Source organism: Pseudonocardia hydrocarbonoxydans, from assembly GCF_006539565.1.
GTDB lineage: Bacteria > Actinomycetota > Actinomycetes > Mycobacteriales > Pseudonocardiaceae > Pseudonocardia > Pseudonocardia hydrocarbonoxydans.
Map to the genome: position 1 here is coordinate 27,237 of NZ_BJNG01000012.1, position 14,393 is coordinate 41,629.

The 14,393-nt window shown below is 73.8% G+C and carries 14 protein-coding genes; 7 read left to right on the forward strand and 7 right to left on the reverse strand.

What is annotated here, in order from left to right; all coding sequences use genetic code 11:
- Nucleotides 1–8 precede the first annotated feature (8 nt).
- Nucleotides 9–839 carry an EamA family transporter gene (locus PHY01_RS06170; RefSeq protein ID WP_141277561.1) on the reverse strand — a complete coding sequence of 277 codons (831 nt, stop codon included), beginning with the start codon at nt 837–839 and terminating at the stop codon, nt 9–11.
- A 91-nt stretch (nt 840–930) separates the two neighbouring features.
- On the opposite strand from PHY01_RS06170, the gene PHY01_RS06175 reads away from it, so the two are divergent.
- Complete coding sequence (locus tag PHY01_RS06175; protein WP_141277562.1) at nt 931–1,296, forward strand: DoxX family protein; 366 nt, start codon at nt 931–933, stop codon at nt 1,294–1,296.
- Nucleotides 1,297–1,306: 10 nt separating this feature from the next.
- The gene (ygiD, locus tag PHY01_RS06180; RefSeq protein WP_141277638.1) at nt 1,307–2,152 is read left to right on the forward strand and encodes a 4,5-DOPA-extradiol-dioxygenase; all 846 of its coding nucleotides are present in this window, start codon (nt 1,307–1,309) and stop codon (nt 2,150–2,152) included.
- Here ygiD and PHY01_RS06185 read toward each other — a convergent pair whose 3' ends face one another.
- Nucleotides 2,153–2,893, reverse strand: coding sequence for a hypothetical protein (locus PHY01_RS06185; protein ID WP_141277563.1), 741 nt, complete (start codon nt 2,891–2,893; stop codon nt 2,153–2,155).
- A gap of 246 nt (nt 2,894–3,139) precedes the next feature.
- Here PHY01_RS06185 and PHY01_RS06190 point away from each other — a divergent pair, with 246 nt between their 5' ends.
- From PHY01_RS06190 to PHY01_RS06205, 4 genes are all read left to right on the forward strand, one after another.
- Nucleotides 3,140–4,006: an LLM class F420-dependent oxidoreductase gene (locus PHY01_RS06190; RefSeq protein WP_141277564.1), complete on the forward strand. Its 867-nt coding sequence runs from the start codon at nt 3,140–3,142 to the stop codon at nt 4,004–4,006.
- 41 nt (nt 4,007–4,047) lie between these two features.
- Nucleotides 4,048–5,484, forward strand: a complete 1,437-nt coding sequence (gene gnd / locus PHY01_RS06195) for an NADP-dependent phosphogluconate dehydrogenase (RefSeq protein WP_141277565.1) — start codon at nt 4,048–4,050, stop codon at nt 5,482–5,484.
- A 16-nt stretch (nt 5,485–5,500) separates the two neighbouring features.
- A complete protein-coding gene (locus PHY01_RS06200) occupies nt 5,501–6,715 on the forward strand; it encodes an acetyl-CoA acetyltransferase (protein ID WP_141277566.1) in 1,215 nt (404 codons plus the stop codon).
- Nucleotides 6,716–6,842: 127 nt separating this feature from the next.
- Nucleotides 6,843–7,250, forward strand: coding sequence for a VOC family protein (locus PHY01_RS06205; protein ID WP_141277567.1), 408 nt, complete (start codon nt 6,843–6,845; stop codon nt 7,248–7,250).
- Here PHY01_RS06205 and PHY01_RS06210 read toward each other — a convergent pair.
- The 5 genes from PHY01_RS06210 to PHY01_RS06230 are packed head-to-tail and all read right to left on the reverse strand — an operon-like array spanning nt 7,216 to nt 13,454.
- Nucleotides 7,216–8,265, reverse strand: coding sequence for a flavin-containing monooxygenase (locus PHY01_RS06210; protein ID WP_218030030.1), 1,050 nt, complete (start codon nt 8,263–8,265; stop codon nt 7,216–7,218). The genes PHY01_RS06205 and PHY01_RS06210 overlap by 35 nt on opposite strands.
- 54 nt (nt 8,266–8,319) lie before the next feature.
- Nucleotides 8,320–9,306, reverse strand: a complete 987-nt coding sequence (locus tag PHY01_RS06215) for a threonine/serine dehydratase family protein (RefSeq protein WP_246085733.1) — start codon at nt 9,304–9,306, stop codon at nt 8,320–8,322.
- Between the two features lie 26 nt (nt 9,307–9,332).
- Entirely contained in the window at nt 9,333–11,042 is a 1,710-nt protein-coding gene (locus tag PHY01_RS06220) for a glycerol-3-phosphate dehydrogenase/oxidase (RefSeq protein WP_141277569.1), read from the reverse strand.
- 39 nt (nt 11,043–11,081) lie between these two features.
- Entirely contained in the window at nt 11,082–12,599 is a 1,518-nt protein-coding gene (gene glpK / locus PHY01_RS06225; protein WP_141277570.1) for a glycerol kinase GlpK, read from the reverse strand.
- Nucleotides 12,600–12,611: 12 nt separating this feature from the next.
- Nucleotides 12,612–13,454: an MIP/aquaporin family protein gene (locus tag PHY01_RS06230; protein WP_141277571.1), complete on the reverse strand. Its 843-nt coding sequence runs from the start codon at nt 13,452–13,454 to the stop codon at nt 12,612–12,614.
- A gap of 142 nt (nt 13,455–13,596) precedes the next feature.
- Here PHY01_RS06230 and PHY01_RS06235 point away from each other — a divergent pair, with 142 nt between their 5' ends.
- A complete protein-coding gene (locus tag PHY01_RS06235; RefSeq protein WP_141277572.1) occupies nt 13,597–14,361 on the forward strand; it encodes an IclR family transcriptional regulator in 765 nt (254 codons plus the stop codon).
- Nucleotides 14,362–14,393: the final 32 nt, after the last annotated feature.

The following is a 14,393-nucleotide window of genomic DNA, read 5'->3' on the forward strand; positions in this document are numbered from 1 at the left end:
GCGCAGCATCAACCTGCGGCGAGCAGCACGATCCCGGCCAGCGCCAGCCCGGCGCCGACGCGCTGCACCGTCGCCGGGCGTTCGCGCAGCAGCACGAACGCGAGCACGACCGTCACCACGGGGTTGAGGGTGGCGATCACCGAGACGACGCTGAGCAGCCCGATCCGGGTGGCCTCGCCGAACGCGAACGTGCCCAGGGCGAGCAGCAGGCCGGGCGCGAGCACCAGCGCCCCGTCGCGTGGCCCGACCCGGACCGGGGCGCGCAGCACCAGGACCGCCACGCCGGTGCTCACCACGAGCGCGACCCGAGACCACACCAGCGCGCCCGCCGAGGAGTCGGCCGCGGCCCCGGCGTAGGTGGCGAGGAACGTGCCGAACAGCGCGGCGGCGCCCAGTGCCCAGCCCAGGCCCTCGGTGCCCGACACCCCGCCGGCCGCCGAGCGGCGCGCGGCCAGCACGATCCCGGCCAGCACCAGCGGGATGCCGGCGAGCTGCCACGGGCCGGGCCGGTCGCCCGCGAGGAGCCCGACCAGCACGGGCACGACCGCGCCGCCCGCGGCGACGGGGGAGACGATGCTGAGGTTGCCGGTCCGCGCCGCGCGGTAGAAGCAGGCCAGCGCCCCGGCGTTGGCCACCCCCGCGGCGACGGCGAGCGCCAGGCCGCGCGCGTCCATCGTCAGGTCGGCGCCGAGGGTGAGCAGCACCGAGACGGCGAGCCCGGCGACCTGGCTGCCCAGCAGCACCGCCCCGAGCGGCATCCGCCTGCCGAGGACCGGGGCCAGGTAGTTCGCCACGCCGTAGCCGAACGCCGTGCCCAGGGCCAGCAGGATCGCGATCACCGGTCGTCGTCCACCCGTCTACTTCAATGTTCATCACTTGTGCGCTACGTTATTGAGCACTCAAGTCAATGCCTCACCCGGGAGCGTACCCATGATCGTCGTCGCCTGGATCCTGCAGGTCGTCCTCGCACTGGCCTTCCTCGCGGCCGGCGGGATGAAGCTCGCCCGCCCCCGGCCCGCGCTGGTCGGAGCCGGGATGGGCTGGGCCGAGGACTTCTCCGACCCCGCGGTGAAGACCATCGGCGCGCTGGAGGTGCTCGGTGCGCTCGGCCTGGTCCTGCCGGCCCTGTTCGGCGTGGCGACGTGGCTGGTCCCCGCCGCCGCGATCGGGCTCGCGCTGACGATGGCCGGTGCCGTGGTCGTGCACGTCCGGCGCCGGGAGACCTTCGTGCCGCCGCTGGTGCTCGGCGTGCTCGCGCTCGTGCTCGCGGTGCTGCGGATCGCCTACCCTGGATGAGGTGACCCCCATGCCGGCGGCGTTCATCGGGCACGGCAGCCCGATGAACGCGATCGAGTCCAACCGCTACACGCGGGCCTGGCGCGCTCTGGGAGAGGCGCTGCCCCGGCCGCGCGCGGTCCTGGTGATCTCGGCGCACTGGTACCTCAACGCCACCGCCGTCACCGCGATGCCCCGGCCGCGCACCATCCACGACTTCTACGGGTTCCCCGACCCGCTGTTCGCCGTCGACTACCCGGCCCCGGGAGCGCCCGACGTCGCCGCGGAGATCGAGGAGATCGCCAAGCCGACGTGGGTGGGCCAGGACCTGGACAGCTGGGGGATCGACCACGGCACCTGGTCGGTGCTCACCCACATGTTCCCCGACGCCGACGTGCCGGTGCTGCAGCTGTCCATCAACGCCACCCGGTCCTTCGACGAGCACCTGGCCCTCGGGGCGAAGCTGGCCCCGCTGCGCGAGAGCGGCGTGCTCGTCGTCGGCAGCGGCAACGTGGTGCACAACCTCGGCGGCATGGACCCGCGCCGCGCCGACCAGGGCTTCGACTGGGCGCACCGCTTCGACGACGCCGCCCGCGCCACCATGACCGCCACCCCGGACGCGCTGCCCGGGATCATCGGCTCCCGGGACTTCGCCGCGGCGGTGCCCACCCCCGACCACTTCATCCCGCTGCTCTACCTCGCCGGGCTCGGTGCGGCGGCCGGGCACGGCACCGACGTGCTGGTCGACGGCTACGCCTACGGCTCCCTGTCGATGACGGCCTACACCCTCGACCTCGACGGTCCGGTGACGGCCGACGGGCCCTCCGGGGCCGGCACCGTCCCGCCCGGGCATCCGCCGCAGGACATGAACATCTGATCAGCGGCCGTAGGACTCGAACCACGCGCGGTCGATCCACGGCGGCAGGTGCGGCGGCACCGTCATCTCCGTCGAGCGGTCCCGGAAGGTGACGGTGGCGCCGCCGCCGGGCCGCACCCGCACCCGGATGTCCTCCAGGTTGTGCGGCTCGCCGGGGTCCTCGCCCCAGGTCGTGGCCACGAACGCGCGCATCGGCGCCGAGTGGGTGGCGGCGACGACCAGCAGGTCGTCGACGGCGGGGTCGGCGGCCTCGGCGATCCCGCGCCACAGCCGGTGCGCGGCCACGTGCGGCGGCTCGAAGTACAGCGTCGGGTTGCGCAGCCAGTACTCGATGGGCCCGCCCGCCGCGGCCACCGAGCGGTAGTCGGAGTCGAAGCGGTCGTACTCGCGGGCCCAGTCGGGCAGGTCGCCGGTGAGCGTCAGCCGCTCGGTGACGGCGGCCGAGGTGTCGACGCCCTGCCCGTGCAGCGAGTGGCGCAGGTTGTCGAACCACGGGTCGGGGTACAGCGGCTCCGGCTCGATCCCGGCGTCGACCAGCGCCGCCCGCAGCCCCACGGCCGTCGCGATCGCCCGGGCGGTGCGGGCGTGCGGCATCCGGACCGTGGTGCCGGGGCGGATCTCCTTGGCCAGCTCGGCCCCCCGCTCGCGGGCCTGCTCCTCGCCCAGCGGCGTGAGCCCGAGGTCGCCGTCGTAGCCGACCGTCTCGCCGTGCCTCAACAGCACGACCTCGTACTCCGACACCCGCACCCTCCCCGCAGTGGACGACCGGCCCGACGCTACGTGCGCCCACCCGCCCCCGGGCCCCGCCGTGCCGGATACCGGAACACCCCTTCCGCGAGTCCCCCGTTCCCCGCCCGCGAGTCCCCCTCTTCCCGCCCGCGAGTCCCCCGCTTCCCGCTCCCGGGCCGGGGACGGGCGCCGGCGCCGCGACGGCGCTAGCGTCGGGAGCAGGCGGCCGCGCGTGGCGGCCGCGGGAGAGGGAACACCGTGGAGATCGGTCTGCACGTCGCGGACTTCACCTACCCGAGCGGGCCGACGGGGCTCGCCGACGACCTCACGCGCATCGTCGTGGCCGCCGAGGAGGCCGGCGTCACGCGCGTCAGCGTGATGGACCACCTGTGGCAGATCCGCCCGCTGGGTCCGAACGAGAACGACATGCTGGAGGCGTACACGACGCTGGGCTTCCTCGCGGCGCGCACCTCGCGCGTCCAGCTGCTGGCCTGGGTCACGGCCGTCACCTACCGGGAGCCGGGGATGCTCGCCAAGCTCGTCTCGACCCTGGACGTGCTGTCGCAGGGCCGGGCCTGGCTGGGCATCGGGGCCGCCTGGAACGACGAGGAGGCCACCGGGCTGGGCCTGCCGTTCCCCGGCACGTCCGAGCGGTTCGAGCGACTGGAGGAGACCCTGCAGATCTGCCGCCAGATGTGGGGCACCGACGACGGCCCGTACGAGGGCACCCACTACCGCCTCGGCGCGACGCTGAACGTGCCGCAGCCGCTGCGGCGCCCGCCCGTCCTCATCGGGGGCGGCGGGGAGAAGAAGACCCTGCGGCTGGTCGCGCAGTACGCCGACGCCTGCAACCTGTTCCCCGGGCCCGAGCTGGGGCGCAAGCTCGACGTCCTGCGCGGGCACTGCGCCGACGTCGGCCGCGACTACGACGAGATCGAGAAGACGGTGATGTTCCCGCTCGACACCGGCGAGGACGGCGAGCACGTCGACGCCCTGCTGGCGCAGCTGCGCACGCTCTCCGGGCTGGGTGTGACCCTGGCGCACGGCTGGGTGCCGCGGGTGTGGGAGCCGGGGCGGCTGGAGCTGATCGGCCGGGAGATCGTGCCGGCCGCGGCCGAGCTGTAGGGCGGGTGTGCGCTGCGGGGGGATCTGGGTACGGTCCGGGCATGACTGAGGCGACGAGCCGTATCGGGGTGACCGGGCTGGCCGTGATGGGCGCGAACCTGGCCCGCAACATCGCGCGGCGCGGGGTCCCGACCGCCGTGCACAACCGCACCACCGCGAAGACCACGGAGTTCATGGCCGCCTACGGCGAGGAGGGCCCGTTCACCCCCGCCGAGTCGCTGGAGGACTTCGTCGCCTCCCTGGAGACGCCGCGGCGGATCATCGTGATGGTCAAGGCGGGCCGGCCCGTCGACGCCGTGATCGAGGAGCTGACGCCGCTGCTCGACGAGGGCGACATCATCATCGACGCGGGCAACTCGCACTTCCCCGACACCGTGCGCCGCACCGAGGAGTGCGCGGCGAACGGCCTGCGGTTCATGGGGATCGGCGTGTCCGGCGGGGAGGAGGGCGCGCTGCTCGGGCCGAGCATCATGCCCGGCGGCGACCCGTCGGCCTACGCCGAGGTCGAGGAGATCCTGACCTCGATCGCGGCGGTCGTCGACGGCACGCCGTGCTGCACGCACGTCGGGCCGGGCGGGGCCGGGCACTACGTGAAGATGGTGCACAACGGCATCGAGTACGCCGACATCCAGCTCATCGCCGAGGCCTACGACCTGCTCACCCACGTCGGCGGGCTGGACGCCCCGGCCATCGCGAAGATCTTCGAGGAGTGGAACACCGGCGACCTGGAGTCGTTCCTCATCGAGATCACCGCGAAGGTGCTCGCCAAGACCGACGAGAAGACGGGCGGCCCGCTGGTCGACGTCATCGTCGACCAGGCCGAGCAGAAGGGCACCGGCACCTGGACCGCCGTCGACGCCCTCGGGCTCGGCGTGCCGCTCACCGGCATCACCGAGGCCGTGTTCGCCCGCGGCCTCTCGGCACTGCGCGACGAGCGCCGGGCCGCCTCCACCACGCTGGCCGGCCCCACCCCGGGCGACGGTCCGGACGGGCTGGTCGACGACATCCGCCAGGCGCTCTACGCCAGCAAGGTCGTGGCCTACGCGCAGGGGTTCGCCCAGATGCGCGCGGCGTCGAAGGCCAACGACTGGGACCTCGACCTGGGCGCCATGGCCACCATCTGGCGCGGCGGCTGCATCATCCGGGCGCAGTTCCTCAACCGCATCCGCGACGCCTACGCCGAGCACCCCGACCTGGACAACCTGCTGATGGTGCCCTACTTCACCCAGGCCGTGGCCGACGCGCAGGACGCCTGGCGGCGGGTGGTCGTCACCGCGACGCAGCAGGGGGTGGCGATCCCGGCGTTCGCCAGCTCGCTGAGCTACTACGACGGCTACCGTCGCGAGCGCGGCCCGGCCAACCTCATCCAGGGACTGCGCGACTTCTTCGGCGCCCACACCTACCGGCGCACCGACGCCGAGGGCAGCTTCCACACCCGGTGGGGGCAGGACGGCGCCGAGGTGCGGACGGACGGCTAGGGAGGATCGTGCGGGCATGACAGAGCAGGTGTTCGTGCTCGGCGGTGCGCAGACCGACTTCGCCGTCCACTGGACCAGGACGAGCGACGAGCCGCTGCGCGCCATGCTGGCCGACGCCGTCACGACCGCGCTGGCCGACGCCGACGTGGCCGCGGCCGACGTCGGCACCGCGCACGTCGGGAACCTCGCCGCCGAGCTGTTCACCGGCCAGGCCCATCTCGGCGCGCTGCTCACCACGCTGGACCCGGCCTGGTCGGCGCTGCCGACCAGCAGGCACGAGGCCGCGTGCGCGTCGGGGAGCGTCGCGGTGCTGGCCGCGACGGCCGAGATCGAGGCGGGCCGCTACGACGTCGCGCTCGTGACGGGTGTGGAGCTCATGCGCAACGTCGGCGGGCGGCAGGCGGCCGACCACCTCGGCTGCGCGGCGTGGGTGGGGCGCGAGGAGTTCCCGGACGGGCTGCCCTGGCCCACGCTGTTCGAGCGCATCGCCGAGGAGGTCGACGAGCGCGACGGGCTCGACCGCGACCACCTCCGCCGCATCGCCGAGATCAACCGGGAGAACGCCCGGGCCAACCCGCTGGCCCAGACCCGCGGCTGGACCGACGTCGTGACCGCGGCCGACGACGCGGCCAACCCGCCGGTGGTGGGCCGGATGCGCGCGGCCGACTGCGGCCGGATCACCGACGGTGCGGCGGCGGTCGTGCTGGCCGGTCGCCGGTACGCCCAGGAGTGGTCGCGGCGCACCGGCCGCACCCCCGCGGTGATCCGTGGCTGGGGCCACCGCACCGGCTCGCTCGGGCTGCAGGACAAGCTCGACGCGAGCCGCGGGGCCGCGTACCTGTTCCCGCACCTGCGCACCGCGATCACCGAGGCGTACGGCCGGGCCGGGATCGCGGGCCCCGAGGAGCTGGACGCGATCGAGCTGCACGACTGCTTCACCATCACCGAGTACGTCGCGCTGGAGCACCTGGGGATCCCCGCCGCGAGGGCGATCGACGACGGGCGCATCGCCCGCGGCGGCGCGCTGCCCGTCAACCCCTCCGGCGGGCTGATCGGGGCCGGACACCCCGTGGGCGCCACCGGGGTGCGGATGCTGCACGACGCCGCGCGTCAGGTCACCGGCCGGGCGGGGGAGACGCAGGTGGAGGGCGCGGAGACGGTGGCGACGCTGAACATCGGTGGCAGCGCGGCCACGGTCGTCAGCCTGGTGGTGGGGACGGTGGCCGGCTGACGGCACGGCAGCACGGCGTGGGCGGGATCGCGGCGTCGCGGAGGATCCGGGCCGGACACCGATCAGTTCCGGCGGGGCGTGTCGTCAGAGGGGTGTCCGCACCGCACCGAGTCCCCCTGGAGCGACCGTGTCCCGCACGCTGTTCGTCAACCTCCCCGTCGAGGACCTCGACGCCTCCGTCGCCTTCTTCACCGCGCTCGGCTTCACCTTCGACCCGACCTTCACCGACGCGAACGCCTCCCGCATGATCGTCAACGAGCACACCTCGGTGATGCTGCTGGTGAAGAAGCGGTTCGGCGAGTTCACCGACAAGACCATCGTCGACGCCCGCACCTCGGTCGAGGCGATCTTCGCGCTGTCCGCCGAGAGCCGCGAGGAGGTCGACGAGCTGGTGGGCACCGCGATCGCGAACGGGGGCACCCCGGCGCAGGACGGGCCGCAGGACCACGGCTTCATGTACGGCAACAGCTTCCACGACCTCGACGGGCACAACTGGGAGGTCATGTGGATGGACACGGCGCAGCTGCCGGCGTGACGGGCAGCGACCGGAGCACCTCCCGCGCCGCCGCCCGCCCGGCGCGGTTCGCACCGATCGTGCTGGCGCTGGGGCCGTAGCCGACCAGGTGCACGCGGGGGTCGGCCACCACCCGGGTGCCGTCCATCGCGATCCCGCCGCCCGGCCCGCGCAGGCGCAGCGGGGCGAGATGGCCCAGGGCGGCGCGCCAGCCGGTGGCCCACAGGATCACGTCGGCGGCGTACTCCGACCCGTCCGCCCAGGCCACCCCGGTGGGCACCAGCCGGTCGAACATCGGCCGCCGCACCAGCACCCCGGCCTCCTGGGCGGCCCGTACCGCCGGGGTGCGGAGCAGGCCGGTCACCGACACCACGCTGCCGGGCGCGAGCCCGGCCCGCACCCGCTCCTCGACCCGGGCCACGGCGGCGCGGCCGTCGAAGGCCTCCTCGGAGAACACCGGCGGGCGCCGGGTGACCCACGCCGTGTCGGCGGCGACGGTGGCGATCTCGATCAGCAGCTGCACCGCCGAGGTCCCGCCGCCGACGACCACGACCCGCTTCCCGGCGAACTCCGCCGGCCCGCGGTACCCGGCCACGTGCAGCTGCCGACCGTCGAAGGTGCCGGGGTGGCGGGGCACGAACGGGCGGGTCCAGGTGCCGGTGGCGTTGATCAGGGCGCGGGTCGTCCAGGTGCCGCGGTCGGTGTCCACCCGCAGGTCCGGGGCGTCGTCGTACACCCCGCGCACGTGCACCGGCCGCCGGACGGACAGACCGGACTCGCGCTCGTAGGCGGCGAAGTACTCCGGCACGACCTCGGCGGCGGGCCGGGTCACGTCGGCCGGGGCGATGGGCAGCCCGGGCAGGTCGTGGATGCGGTGGGCGCCGTCCACCCGCAGCGTCGGCCAGCGGTGCCGCCACGCGCCGCCCGGGCCGTCCTCGCCGTCGAGCACCACGAAGTCGGCCCCGGCCCGGGCCAGCCCGGACGCGGCCGACAGCCCGGCCTGCCCGGCCCCGATCACCACGACGTCGGTACGCACACCCGCCACAACACCGCCGCGCGCCGCTGCAGTCCCTCAGGCCCTGCAGTCCCGTCACGCAGGGGCGGGGACCCGGGGCGGGAAGGGGGTGGCGGCGAAGCGCCCGGTCCAGGCGGCCACGTCGGCGATGGTGCTGTTGCCGCCGCACACCACCAGGCCCAGACGGGCGTCCGCGCCGACGCGGTCGAGGACCTGCGACGCCGCCGGTACCAGGCAGCCGGCCGCCGGCTCCGCCCACACCTTCGCCCGCTCGGCCAGGGTGAGCGTGCCGCGCACGGCGTCGGCGTCGGACACCACCAGGACGTCCTCGACGCGGGCGCGCACGTGCTCCAGGGTCAGCGGCGTGACGTGCGGGGCGCTCAGCGTCGTGACGATCGAGGTGGGGGTGATCGGCACCGGGGCGCCCCCGGCCAGCGCCCGCGACATGGCGTCGGCCCCCTCGGTCTCCACGCCCCACACGCGGGCGCCCGCGAAGGCGGTCGCGACGCCGGAGAGCAGCGCGCCCCCGCCGACGCTGACCAGCACGTCGGTGACCTCCGGCGCGTCGGCGGCGAACTCGAGGCCCACGGTGCCCTGCGCGGCGACCACCACCGGGTCGTCGAAGGGGTGCAGCAGCGTCATGCCGCCCGCGACGAGCTCGTCCAGCAGCGCGAAGGCGGCGGTCACGTCCTCGGTGAGCCGGACCTCGGCCCCGGCGTCGCGGCACCGCGCCACGACCCACCCCGGCACCGACGAGGGCATGACGACCGTGGCCCCGACGCCCAGCGAGCCGGCGGCGTCGGCCACGGCCAGCGCGTGGTTGCCCCCGCTGACCGCCACGACACCCGCCGCCCGCTCGGCGGAGGACAGCCCGAGCAGCTTGCGGAACGCCCCGCGCGGCTTGAACGACCCGGTGCGCTGCAGCAGCTCCAGCTTCAGCGACACCGGCACGCCCAGCAGCGCGGCGAGCCCGGGCGAGGCGACGGTCGGGGTGCGCAGCACGTGCCCGGCGATGGCGTCGGCGGCGGCGGTGATGTCGTCGAGGGTGATCAGATCGGCCACGCCCCCCACCGTACGTACCCGCCGCTTCAGCGCAGCGGGACGACCTCCGGGGCCCCCATCCGGGCGGAGTCGGCCGTCTCGTCGTCGGGCATCTTCTGGCTCTCCCGCTCGGCGTCGACGCGCTTGCGGTAGTGCTCGACCTCCCGCGCCACCTGGTCCTCGCTCCACCCCAGCACCGGGGCGATCAGCGCGGCGACCTCGTCGACGCACCCGGTGCCGCGGTCGAAGGTCTCAATGGAGATCCGGGTGCGGCGGGCGAGCACGTCCTCCAGGTGCCGGGCCCCCTCGTGCGAGGCCGCGTAGACGGCCTCGGCGCGCAGGTAGTCCGGCGCCCCGGCGAGCTCGTGCCCGAGCGTCGGGTCGGCGACGACGAGGTCGAGCACCTCGTGGATCAGCGACCCGTAGCGGGTGAGCAGGTGGGCGATCCGGGCCTCGTGCAGCCCGTAGCGCGCGGCCAGGACGTAGCGGGAGTTCTTCAGCGCCGAGAAGCCCTCCGCCCCCAGCAGCGGCACCCGGTCGGTGACCGATGGCGGCACCTTCTGGTCGAGTGCGTGCACCGCGGCGTCGACGGCGTCCTTGGCCATGATCCGGTAGGTCGTGTACTTCCCCCCGGCGACGACGACGAGCCCCGGCGCGGTGTGCGCCACGGCGTGCTCGCGCGACAGCTTGGACGTGGCGTCGGACTCGCCCGACAGCAGCGGCCGCAGCCCCGCGTAGACGCCCTCGACGTCGGCGTGGGTGAGCGGCTGCTCCAGCACGTCGTTGACGTGGTCGAGCAGGTAGTCGATGTCGGCGGCCGACGCGGCGGGGTGGGCCTTGTCGAGGTCCCAGTCGGTGTCGGTGGTGCCGATGATCCAGTGCCGCCCCCACGGGATGACGAACAGCACCGACTTCTCGGTGCGCAGGATCAGCCCGGAGTCGCCGCGGATCCGGTCGCGCGGCACGACCAGGTGGATGCCCTTGCTCGCGCGCACCTTGAACTGCCCGCGCTCGCCGACCATCGACTGGGTGTCGTCGGTCCAGACGCCGGTGGCGTTGATGACCTGCTTGGCGTGCACCTTGAACGTGGCGCCCGACTCCAGGTCGTGCACCTCCGCCCCGGTGACGCGCTCGCCCTCGCGCAGCAGCCCGACCACCCGCGAGCGGGTGGCGACGTGGGCCCCGTACGCCGCCGCGGTGCGGGCGATGAACATGGTGTGCCGCGCGTCGTCGACCTGCGCGTCGTAGTACTGCAGCGCGCCGACCAGAGCGTCCTTGCGCAGCGACGGCACGATCTTCCGCGCGCCGCGGCGGGTCAGGTGGCGGTGCAGCGGCAGGCCGGCGCCGTTGCCCGAGGCCTTGGCGAGGGTGTCGTAGAGCGCCACGCCCGCACCGGCGTAGAGCCGTTCCCAGCCGCGGTGCTTGAGCGGGTACAGGAACGGCACCGGCCGGATCAGGTGCGGGGCGAGCCGCTCGATCAGCAGCCCGCGCTCCGACAGGGCCTCGGCGACCAGGCGGAAGTCCAGCATCTCCAGGTAGCGCAGGCCGCCGTGGATGAGCTTGCTCGACCTGCTCGAGGTCCCCGACGCGAAGTCGCGGGCCTCGAGGAGCCCGACGGTCAGCCCCCGGGTGGCGGCGTCGAGGGCGGCTCCCGCGCCCACGACACCGCCCCCGACGACCAGCACGTCGAGTTCGGTCGACGCCATCGCCTCCAGCGCGGCCTCGCGGGCCTGCGGAGAGAGCGCGACCGATCTCATGGTGATTCCCTTCGTCCGTTCGTCCGTGGATGGGCCGACTCAGCCCACGTCCACCCAGTCCAACGTCCGGGTGACCGCCTTCTTCCACTGCTCGTAACCGGCGTCACGCTGCTCGGCCGACCACTCCGGCGTCCAGCGCTTCGACTCGTTCCAGTTGGAACGCAGCTCGTCGGTGTTCTTCCAGAATCCCACCGCGAGCCCCGCCGCGTACGCCGCGCCCAGCGCCGTGGTCTCCGCGACGACGGGCCGGCTCACCGGCACGCCGAGCACGTCGGCCTGGATCTGCATGCACAGCTCGTTGGCGGTGATGCCGCCGTCGACCTTGAGCGTCTCCAGGTGCACCCCCGAGTCCTTCTCCATGGCCTCGGCGACGTCGCGGCTCTGGTAGCAGATCGCCTCCAGCGCGGCCCGGGCCAGGTGGGCGTTGGTGTTGTAGCGCGACAGGCCGACGATCGCGCCGCGGGCGTCGGATCGCCAGTAGGGCGCGAACAGCCCGGAGAACGCGGGCACGGAGTAGACGCCGCCGTTGTCCTCGACCTGGCGGGCCAGGGTCTCGCTCTCCGAGGCCCCGGAGATGATGCCGAGCTGGTCGCGCAGCCACTGGATCGCCGACCCGGTGACGGCGATCGAACCCTCCAGGCAGTAGACGACCGGCTCGTCGCCGAACTTGTAGCCGACGGTCGTGAGCAGCCCCGCCTTGCTGCGCACCAGTTCGGTACCGGTGTTGAGCAGCATGAAGTTGCCGGTGCCGTAGGTGTTCTTGGCCTCGCCGGGCGCGAAGCACACCTGGCCGACGGTGGCGGCCTGCTGGTCGCCGAGGTCGCCGGTGATCGGCACCTCGCCGCCGAACGGGCCGTTGGTGAGGGTCGTGCCGTAGCCGCCGGGGCAGGAGCTGGGCTCGATCTTCGGCAGCATCTGGCGGGGCACGCCGAAGAAGCCGAGGAGCTCGTCGTCCCAGTCGAGGGTCTCCAGGTTCATCAGCATGGTGCGGCTGGCGTTGGTCGGGTCGGTGACGTGCACCCCGCCGTTCACGCCACCGGTGAGCTGCCAGATCAGCCACGTGTCGGTGTTGCCGAACAGCGCGTTGCCGCTTTCGGCGGCCTCGCGCGCCCCGTCGACGTTCTCCAGGATCCACTGGATCTTGCCGCCGGAGAAGTACGTGGCCGGGGGCAGGCCCGCCTTCTGCCGGATGACGTCGCCGCGCCCGTCCTTGTCCAGCGCGGTGGCGATCCGGTCGGTACGGGTGTCCTGCCAGACGATCGCGTTGTAGAGCGGGCGTCCGTTGCGCTTGTCCCAGACCACGGTGGTCTCGCGCTGGTTGGTGATGCCCAGCGCGGCCAGGTCCGACGCGGACAGCCCGGTCTTGTTGAGCCCGGTCTGGATGACCGCGGAGGTGCGCTCCCAGATCTCGACGGGGTTGTGCTCGACCCATCCGGCCTGCGGCAGGATCTGCTCGTGCTCGAGCTGGTGGCGGCCGACCTCGTTGCCGCCGTGGTCGAAGATCATGAATCTGCTGCTGGTGGTGCCCTGGTCGACGGCTCCGACGAACTCGGCCATTGAGCTCTCCCTCTACGCGTTCTGGTTGGTGTCGGACGCCGCGCCGCGGGGCTCTGGCACGGTCGGCTCGGAGACGGTCAGGCTCTCCACCTCGGGCGGCAGGAACCCCTCGATCATGAACTTGAACAGCGCCCCGCCGATCAGGCCGCCGATGATCGGGGCCACGATCGGCAACCACCAGTACGGGGTGCCGTTCTGGTCCACCCACGCCGTCTGGTATCCGGTGAGGAACGAGGCCAGCCGCGGACCGAAGTCGCGGGCCGGGTTGATCGCGTAGCCGGCGTTGGCGCCCCAGGCCATGCCGATGCCGACGACCAGCAGCCCGACGACCACCGGACCCAGGTTCGCCAGCGGCGGGTTGTTGGCCGCCGTCGTCAACGCGAAGACCACGAACACGAGGATCGCGGTGCCGACGATCTGGTCGAAGAAGGCGGTCGGGATGGTGGCCGGCCCCGACCCGTTGCCGGGCAGCGTCGAGAAGATGCCCTGGGTGTCGGTGAGACCGGGGTCGACCGACAGGATCAGGTCGGAGTAGACGAACCGCACGATCAGCGCCGCCACGAACGCGCCGGCGGTCTGCGCCAGGGCGTACGGCAGCACCTTGCGCCAGGGGAAACCCTTGAACGCGGCCAGCGCGATCGTCACCGCCGGGTTGATGTGGGCGCCGGAGAGCCGGGCGGCCACGTAGACACCCAGCGTGACGCCGATGCCCCAGGCCCACGCGATCGAGTCGTGGTCGCCGAGGCTGCCGTCGGGGGTGGTGACGACCTGCGCCACCACCCCGACGCCGAACAGGATGAGGATCATGGTGCCCAGGAACTCGGCACTCAGCTCCCCGAGGTACGAGTTCTTCATCGGTGAAGTCCTCTCTCGTCGGCCGCCCCCACAGCAGGCCGTACGCCGACGCTAGGAACCCGTCCGGTGCCGGTCAACGTCCGGTGTTCGACATTGTCGAACCGCCGTTCGGACGCACGTCACACTCGATAGGGTCACGGTGATGCCGGGATCCATCCAGTCGATCGAGCGGGCCGCAGCGATGCTGCGGCTGCTCGGCAGCACCGGTCGCTCGCTGGGGATCAACGAGATCGCCGCGGCGCTGGACCTGCCCCGCCCGACCGCGCACGGCATCGTCCGCACGCTGCGCGAGGTCGGGTTCGTCGAGCAGGACCCGTCGGCGCGCTACGTGCTGGGCAGCGCGCTGCGCGAGCTCGGCAGCGGCGGCTGGGACCGCCACGACCTGCGCGCCCGCGCCATGAACTGGGCCGACTCGCTGGCCGGCAGCACCGGGCTCGCCGTCGAGCTCGGCGTGCCCGACGGCCCCGCGGTGCGCCTGGTGCACCACGTCTTCCGGCCCGACGGCACACCGCAGTCGATCCGCACCGGCGACGAGCGCCCGCTGCACGCCACCGCGGTGGGCAAGTGCCTGCTCGCCTTCGCCCCCGTCGCCACCCCGCCTCCACGCGAACTCGTGCTCACCCGCTACACCGGCCGGACCTGCGTCACGGTCGCGGCGCTGGAGGCCCACCTCGCGGTGGCCCGGCGGCGCGGGTGGGCCGGTGACAGCGGGGAGTGCGAGCCGGGTCTCGGCGGCGCGGCCGCGGCGCTGCGGGGCAGCGGGGGGCTGGTGGCGGGAGCGATCGCCGTCGTCGGGCCGGTGGAGGAGCTGTTCGGGCTCGGCGGCGAGCTGCGCCCGGCCGTCGCGGTGCACCTGGTGACCGCGGCCCGGGAGATCTCCGCGTCGCTCGTCGAGGGCACGCCGTGACGGCCCGGACTCGCCCACGGAATCCGGGGGAC